Source organism: Pseudoduganella aquatica (genome assembly GCF_009857595.1).
In the GTDB taxonomy this organism is placed as follows: domain Bacteria; phylum Pseudomonadota; class Gammaproteobacteria; order Burkholderiales; family Burkholderiaceae_D; genus Rugamonas; species Rugamonas aquatica_A.
Genome location: NZ_WWCU01000056.1, coordinates 21,491 through 27,704 on the forward strand (window position 1 = coordinate 21,491; position 6,214 = coordinate 27,704).

Annotated in this window: 7 protein-coding genes and 1 pseudogene; 3 read left to right on the forward strand and 5 right to left on the reverse strand. The window is 61.0% G+C overall.

Annotated elements, in window-relative coordinates; all coding sequences use genetic code 11:
- Positions 1-64 precede the first annotated feature (64 nt).
- Together GTP77_RS27880 and GTP77_RS27885 are read left to right on the forward strand one after the other, a co-directional pair.
- Complete coding sequence (locus tag GTP77_RS27880) at positions 65-673, forward strand: Crp/Fnr family transcriptional regulator (RefSeq protein WP_161075418.1); 609 nt, start codon at positions 65-67, stop codon at positions 671-673.
- Positions 674-965: 292 nt separating this feature from the next.
- Complete coding sequence (locus GTP77_RS27885) at positions 966-1,130, forward strand: hypothetical protein (protein ID WP_161075419.1); 165 nt, start codon at positions 966-968, stop codon at positions 1,128-1,130.
- Positions 1,131-1,179: 49 nt separating this feature from the next.
- Here GTP77_RS27885 and GTP77_RS27890 read toward each other — a convergent pair whose 3' ends face one another.
- The 4 genes from GTP77_RS27890 to GTP77_RS27905 all read right to left on the reverse strand — a co-directional run bounded on the left by GTP77_RS27890 (position 1,180) and on the right by GTP77_RS27905 (position 4,825).
- Complete coding sequence (locus GTP77_RS27890; protein WP_161075420.1) at positions 1,180-2,193, reverse strand: 2-dehydropantoate 2-reductase; 1,014 nt, start codon at positions 2,191-2,193, stop codon at positions 1,180-1,182.
- Between the two features lie 17 nt (positions 2,194-2,210).
- On the reverse strand, positions 2,211-2,978 hold the full coding sequence (locus GTP77_RS27895) for a fumarylacetoacetate hydrolase family protein (protein ID WP_161075421.1): 768 nt from the start codon (positions 2,976-2,978) through the stop codon (positions 2,211-2,213).
- A gap of 112 nt (positions 2,979-3,090) precedes the next feature.
- The gene (gene oxlT, locus GTP77_RS27900) at positions 3,091-4,422 is read right to left on the reverse strand and encodes an oxalate/formate MFS antiporter (protein ID WP_161075422.1); all 1,332 of its coding nucleotides are present in this window, start codon (positions 4,420-4,422) and stop codon (positions 3,091-3,093) included.
- A 121-nt stretch (positions 4,423-4,543) separates the two neighbouring features.
- Positions 4,544-4,825, reverse strand: a complete 282-nt coding sequence (locus GTP77_RS27905) for a hypothetical protein (RefSeq protein ID WP_161075423.1) — start codon at positions 4,823-4,825, stop codon at positions 4,544-4,546.
- Positions 4,826-4,943: 118 nt separating this feature from the next.
- Here GTP77_RS27905 and GTP77_RS27910 point away from each other — a divergent pair, with 118 nt between their 5' ends.
- Positions 4,944-5,870, forward strand: coding sequence for a LysR family transcriptional regulator (locus tag GTP77_RS27910; protein WP_161075424.1), 927 nt, complete (start codon positions 4,944-4,946; stop codon positions 5,868-5,870).
- Positions 5,871-6,066: 196 nt separating this feature from the next.
- Here the strand turns inward: GTP77_RS27910 and GTP77_RS31430 are convergent.
- Positions 6,067-6,214: pseudogene (locus GTP77_RS31430) on the reverse strand (IS30 family transposase); the annotation flags it as partial.

Below are 6,214 nucleotides of genomic sequence, written 5' to 3' on the forward strand. Positions count from 1 at the left end.
TTGACCGCGGTCAAGATTCAAAGGAAGATGCTTAACATTTCCAGATCGGTATCAATTTCTAGCCATGACGCTGTTAGCCAATCACCCCGAACGCAATGTGCTGCGCGTGCAGCTGCGCCAAAATATCGTGCTGAAAGAACTGCGCGAAAGCGAGATGGCGGCGCTTGAGCCCTACCTGAGCGTGGTCGATTGCCAGAAGGGCGACCTGCTGCTGAACCAGGGCGTGCACGAGATGGAGCAGTATTTCATCCTGGACGGCATACTCAAGCGGGTGGTGACCAACCAGGAGGCCAAGGAAATGATTTTGCGCTTCGCGGCCGAGCGCGATATCGAGACCAGCTACGCGGCCTGGCGCCTGAAGACGCCCACGCCTTACAGCATCGTCTGCGTGAGCAAGGCGCGCGTGGCCAAGCTGCCGATGCCGCAGTGGGTGGCGTTTTTGGAAAGCCATTCCCAGCTCAAGCAGAGCTTCGAATATGAGGTGATGCATTTGATGAGCGAGATCATGGGGCATACCATCACCCTGCATCTGCTGGACGCGCCCGGCCGCGTGCACCGCTTTGTGCGCAAGCATGGGGAGATGTTTGAGCGCCTGCCGAAGAAGCAGCTGGCGGCGTATCTGAATTTGTCGCCGGAGACGCTGAGCCGACTCAAAAACCAGGGCAAGATTTAGCGGCTCTGGCGGATCCGGCGGGTTACGCGGCTCCGCCGCTAACCCGCCCTACGAATGATCAACTTCCGCGTAGGGCGGGTTAGGCGCGAAGCGCGTAACCCGCCACGAATCTTGACCGCGGTCAAGAATCCTGAAATTAGGAATATGTGGAAAAACCGGGTTTTTCATAGGCAATATTCTTGCTAGTGATATCTGATATGCGCGTCCGCAATTGGCGGCGTGCTGGGCGTCTACCTATACTCGTTTCATACCAAACGCGTTGGCACCCATTCTTAACTTCAGAGGAAATATCATGACCACCATCACCAGCAAACAGACCCGTCCCGCCACCGAACAAGCAGCGCCGTTCAGCCTGATGTTCATCATTGAAACGCTGTTCGCCGTCAACCTGCGCGAACAGCTGGACGCCAGCACCGGCGGCGACAAGAGCGACGCCAAATACACCTACGGCCTGTAATTCAGCCGCAAAGCAAAACGGACGTCCTTGTGAGACGTCCGTTTCTTCATCAGGCCGCCATTTTTTGCAGCCTGACCTGCCCTCTCTCATCGGCCATGGTCCGCTCCAGCATTTTCACCAGCGCGTAGACCGCGTCGATATGGGGCGTTGCCGTGCCGGTAAGCCGCCCCAGTTCCACCACCGAGCCCACCAGGGCGTCGATTTCCGGCCCCCTGCCTGCCTCGATATCCATCAGCATCGACGTCTTGTGCCGCCCTACTTTCTCGGCCCCGGCGATGCGCTTGTCCAGCGTGACGCGGAAGGTCACGCCCAGCTGGTTGGCCACCGCCTCCGCCTCCCGCATCATGTCCGCCGCCAGGCCGCGCGCCAGCGGATACTGGCAGATGCCCTCCAGCGTGGCGTGGGACAGCGCGCTGATCGGGTTGAAGCTCAGGTTGCCCCACAGCTTGAGCCAGATCTCGGACCGGATATGGTCCAGCACCGGCGCCTTGAAGCCGGCCCGCGTAAAGCAGGCCGAGATGGCTTGCACCCGGTCGCTGTTCGAGCCGTCCAGCTCGCCCAGCGGGAAGCGCTCGCCTTCCACATGCCGCACCACGCCAGGCGCCACCAGCTCCGAGGCCGGATAGACCACGCAGCCAATCACGCGTTCCGGCGCAATGCGCGCCGCCAGCAGGCCGTCCGGGTCCACGCTGTGCACCACCCGCCCTTCCAGGCTGCCGCCGTGGCGGTGGAAATACCAGTACGGTATGCCGTTCTGCATGGTGACCACGCTGGTCTCCGGGCCGAACAGCAGCGGCAGCTGGTCGGCCACGGCCGCCACCTGGTGCGCCTTCAGCGCCAGGATCACCACGTCCTGCGGTCCTGCTTCGGCGTAGTCGTCCGTGGCCGTCACGTTGACCGCCACCTTCTCCGTGCCGTCATGCTCGATCAGCTTGATGCCCTTGTTGCGGATCGCCATTAAATTGGCGCCCCGCACCAGGAACGTCACCTGCTCGCCTGCCAGGGCCAGCCTGGCCCCCACCAATCCTCCTATTGCTCCCGCCCCTACTATGGCGATTTTCATTTTCAGCTCCTTGGTTTTTACTCAAAACGGTTGCTGAGCTTGCCAATGCCGTCGATCTCGACCTCCACAATGCTGCCCGGCCGCATCGAACCGACGCCGACCGAGGTGCCGCACAGCAGGATGTCGCCCGGATCCAGCGTCATGTCTTTGGAAATCCGGCTCACCAGCTGGGCGGCGGAAAACACCATGTCGTTGATCGGGTAGTCCTGCCGCACTTCGCTGTTGAGGATGGTCCGCACCACCAGCATGGCGGGGTCCAGACCGGTGGCGATCACCGGGCCGAAGGGGCAAAAGGTGTCGAAACCCTTGGCCCGCACCCATTGCGGAAAAGTCGGATCGCGCTTGATGATGTCGTTCACGGTGACGTCATTGGCACAGGTATAGCCGAATATATGGTCCGGGGCGTCGGCCTCGGAGACGTTGAAACAGGTTTTGCCGATCACGATGGCCAGCTCGCCTTCGAACGCCACCTTGTCCTCGCACAGCGGCTTGCGGATGGTGGCGCCGGGGGCCAGGTAGGAGTTCGGCGTTTTCAGCAGGTACAGCGGCTCGGGCGGCGGTTCCAGCCCCAGCTTGCGGCCCAGCGCATGGAAGTTGTTCCACATGGCCAGCACCTTGCCGGGCACCGCCGGCATCAGCAGCTTCACGTCGGACAGCTGCAGGGTGTAATCGGTCGGCGTGGGCGCGTCGAACATATCGCCTTCGTAGATGCGGATTTTGTCGCCTTCCACGGTGCCGAAACGCACGGTGTCGAAGTGTTGGAAGCGCAGCCAGCGTTTGATCATGTCGTTCTCGTTTCGAAAGGCGCCGGCGTGCAGAGTCCCTCGGCGGCGGCAGCGGGAGCTGCGGCTGCCAGGGCTGCTGCTGCAGCCGGCGCGTATCAGTCAGGGGGTTGGGCTAGTTGGCGAGCCGGGCGGCGGCCGCCAGGCCTTTTTCGTCGGCCACTTCAACCGGGGTGACGGCAGTGTCCATGAAGCGTTTGCGCATCGGACGCAGCACCCACCAGGCCATGAAGGCAGCCACCGCGTTCAGGCCGCAGCCCACGAAGAACACCGCTTCCCAGCTGCCGGTCGCCGCCGTGATGACGCTGGACAGCGGCACGAAGATCGACGCCGTGCCCTTGGCCGTGTACAGCAGGCCGGCATTGCCCGCCGCGTTCTTGGTGCCGAAGGTGTCGGCGCAAGTAGCGGGGAACAGGCTGTAGATCTCGCCCCAGGCAAAGAACACCAGTCCGGTCAGGATCACGAACATGATAGGATCGCGGCCCCAGTAGTACAGCGCCAGGATGCCCACCGATTCCAGCGCGAAGGCGATGAACATGGTCTTCTCGCGGCCGATCTGGTCCGACACCCAGCCGAAGAAGGGGCGCGTCAGGCCGTTCAGCACCCGGTCGATGGCCAGGGCGAAGGTCAGAGCAGGCAGCACCATGCCCATGATGTTGAAGGTCACGCCGTCAATTTTGAAGTCTTTGGCGATAGGACCCATTTGCGCGGTCGCCATCAGGCCGCCGGCCGCCACCAGCACGAACATCGTGTACATGACCCAGAACACCGGCTTGCGGATGATCTGCGACGGGCCGAACTCGGCGCGGCCTTGCTGCACCTTGGTCTGCTTCTGGATCTTGCTCGGCACGTGGGCCGGCGGACGCACCATCAGCAGCGCCAGCAGCATCACAATGGCGCCCTGGCCGATGCCGAAGGTGAGGAAGGTGGACTCGTAGCCGCTTTTGGCGATCATCATGGAGATCGGGATAATGGTGGCCGCCGATCCGGCCCCGAATCCCGCCGCCGTCAAGCCCGCCGCCAGGCCCCGGCGATCCGGGAACCATTTCAGTGCCGAACCCACGCACGTGCCGTACACCGCGCCGGCGCCAATGCCGCTGATGGCCGCCGCGATGTAGAGCATGGTCAGCGAGTCGGCGTAGGAGTTCATGATCCAGCCCAGCGCGCACAGCAGGCCGCCGAACAGCACTACGGGACGTGGTCCCCATTTGTCGACCGCCCAGCCTTCCACCGGCACCAGCCAGGTCTCGGTCAGGATGAAGATAGTGAAGGCAACCTGGATGGCCGCCTTGCTCCAGCCGTACTTGTCGGCGATAGGGTTCACAAACAGGGTCCAACCGTACTGCAGATTGGCGATCATGGCCATACAGATAATGCCCATGATGAGTTGTAGCCAGCGGTACGAAGGAGGCCTGATCACTGGCGCGATGTCATCGTCATGCTTCATTTCGTTATCTCCATTAAATTTATTATGTGGGACTGTGTCTGGTCGACCGTGTCACGAGATGATTGTGGAAGAAGCAAAAACCGATATCCTTGACCGCGGTTAAGATTCGACATTCTTTCATTTATTTCAAGCTAAATAAAGCACCCCCTGCACGGGCCGCCTCCAGGCAGCGCGCCATGGTGGTCTGGATGGCGTTCACGAGGAAATCGGCCTCGTACACCTTGAGCATGTGCGGGTGGTGGTTCTCCACATAGCGGCGCAGGTGGGCGCGCTGGCTCTCCACGCCCATCTGGCCGGTGTAATCGTTGCTGCCCCAGTACCAGCGCAGGCCCAGTTCGCCAAAAGCGGCGTTGTAAGCCTCGCGCTGCGCGTCTGCCAGGTCGGCGGTATCGATCTGCATCATGGTCTCCTCCTGTTGGAATAATGTCGGTTGACTAATGCATCGTAGGCTCAGACAATGATTAGGTATAGTTAAAGGTTTTTGTCATTTCCATACACGATGCTGTATACATAGGCCACCGATGAAACACGCCACCCTGCGCCAGCTGAAAGTCTTCGAAGCGGTAGCGCGCCACCTGAGCTTTTCCCGGGCCGCCGCCGAGCTGCACCTGACGCAGCCGGCCGTGTCGACCCAGATCAAGACGCTGGAAGGCCATGCCGGGCTGGTGCTGTTCGAACAGCTGGGCAAGAAGGTCTACCTGACGCCGGGCGGCGCCGAGCTGCTGTACCACAGCCGCGCCATCATCCAGCAGTTCCAGGAAGCCGAAGAGGCGCTGACGCAGTTTCGCGGCATCGCAGGCGGCAAGCTGAACGTGGCGGTAATCAGCGCGGGCGACTACTTCTTCCCGCGCCTGATGGTGGAATTCGCCCGCCGGCATCCGGGCGTAAAGCTGAACCTGACGGTGCACAACCGCGCCGAGCTGCTGGAACGGCTGGCCAGCAACCAGACCGACCTGGCGGTGATGGTGCGCCCGCCGCAGCAAGGCGACGCTGCCCACGCAGCCTTTGCGCCCCACCCTTACGTGATCGTGGCCCCGCAGCAGCACCCGCTGGCGGGCGAGCGCCGCATTCCCGTCGAGCGCATCGTGCAGGAACCGTTCGTGGTCCGCGAGCGCGGGTCGGATACGTGGAATTCAATGGAAGACGGCTTCGGCGCTCACCTGGAGCGCCTGAACGTGGCGATGGAGATCCGCAGCACCGAGACCATCAAGCAGGCGGTGATCGCGGGCATGGGTGTGGCGTTTTTATCGGCACACACCATCAGCCAGGAGCTGAAGGCCGGCAGCCTGGTGGTGCTGGACGTGGAAGGATTCCCGGTGATGCTGAACTGGTACGTGGTCCACCGCAAAAACAAGCGCCTGCCGCCGGTGGCGCAGGCGTTCAAGAACTTCCTTCTGAGCGACGGCGCAGCGCTGATCGAGCAGTATCTCGCACCGACTTATGCATAGGTCCGCCGAACAAGCATCATGTGACTCATCACCCGAAATATTTATGATTAGCCCATCTCTCAGCGGAGCAAAGTGCTATCCTATGGGAAATTAATTTCCAAAACAACACCATTTTTGTCATGCATCCCATTCTAAATTTCGAATGTTAAATAATTTTAAATAGGTGGCGGTTTCAAATACCAAGCGCAACACTGGGTTAATTAACAGTGTCAGTTGAATGTTGTAGCAGTTCGATGTGTTGAGTATAAACGACGAGTGGCGATTCGTAATTGAGCCTTGCTCTGGGGCGCGTATTGAGCGATAAGGCGATGGCGTCGAGCTCGTCCTGCGAGTAGATCGACAGG

Coding starts and splice junctions, on each gene's coding strand:
- GTP77_RS27880 (WP_161075418.1), top strand. CDS start 65: ATGACGCTGTTAGCCAATCACCCCGAACGCAATGTGCTGCGCGTGCAG.
- GTP77_RS27885 (WP_161075419.1), top strand. CDS start 966: ATGACCACCATCACCAGCAAACAGACCCGTCCCGCCACCGAACAAGCA.
- GTP77_RS27890 (WP_161075420.1), bottom strand. CDS start 2,193: ATGAAAATCGCCATAGTAGGGGCGGGAGCAATAGGAGGATTGGTGGGG.
- GTP77_RS27895 (WP_161075421.1), bottom strand. CDS start 2,978: ATGATCAAACGCTGGCTGCGCTTCCAACACTTCGACACCGTGCGTTTC.
- oxlT (WP_161075422.1), bottom strand. CDS start 4,422: ATGAAGCATGACGATGACATCGCGCCAGTGATCAGGCCTCCTTCGTAC.
- GTP77_RS27905 (WP_161075423.1), bottom strand. CDS start 4,825: ATGATGCAGATCGATACCGCCGACCTGGCAGACGCGCAGCGCGAGGCT.
- GTP77_RS27910 (WP_161075424.1), top strand. CDS start 4,944: ATGAAACACGCCACCCTGCGCCAGCTGAAAGTCTTCGAAGCGGTAGCG.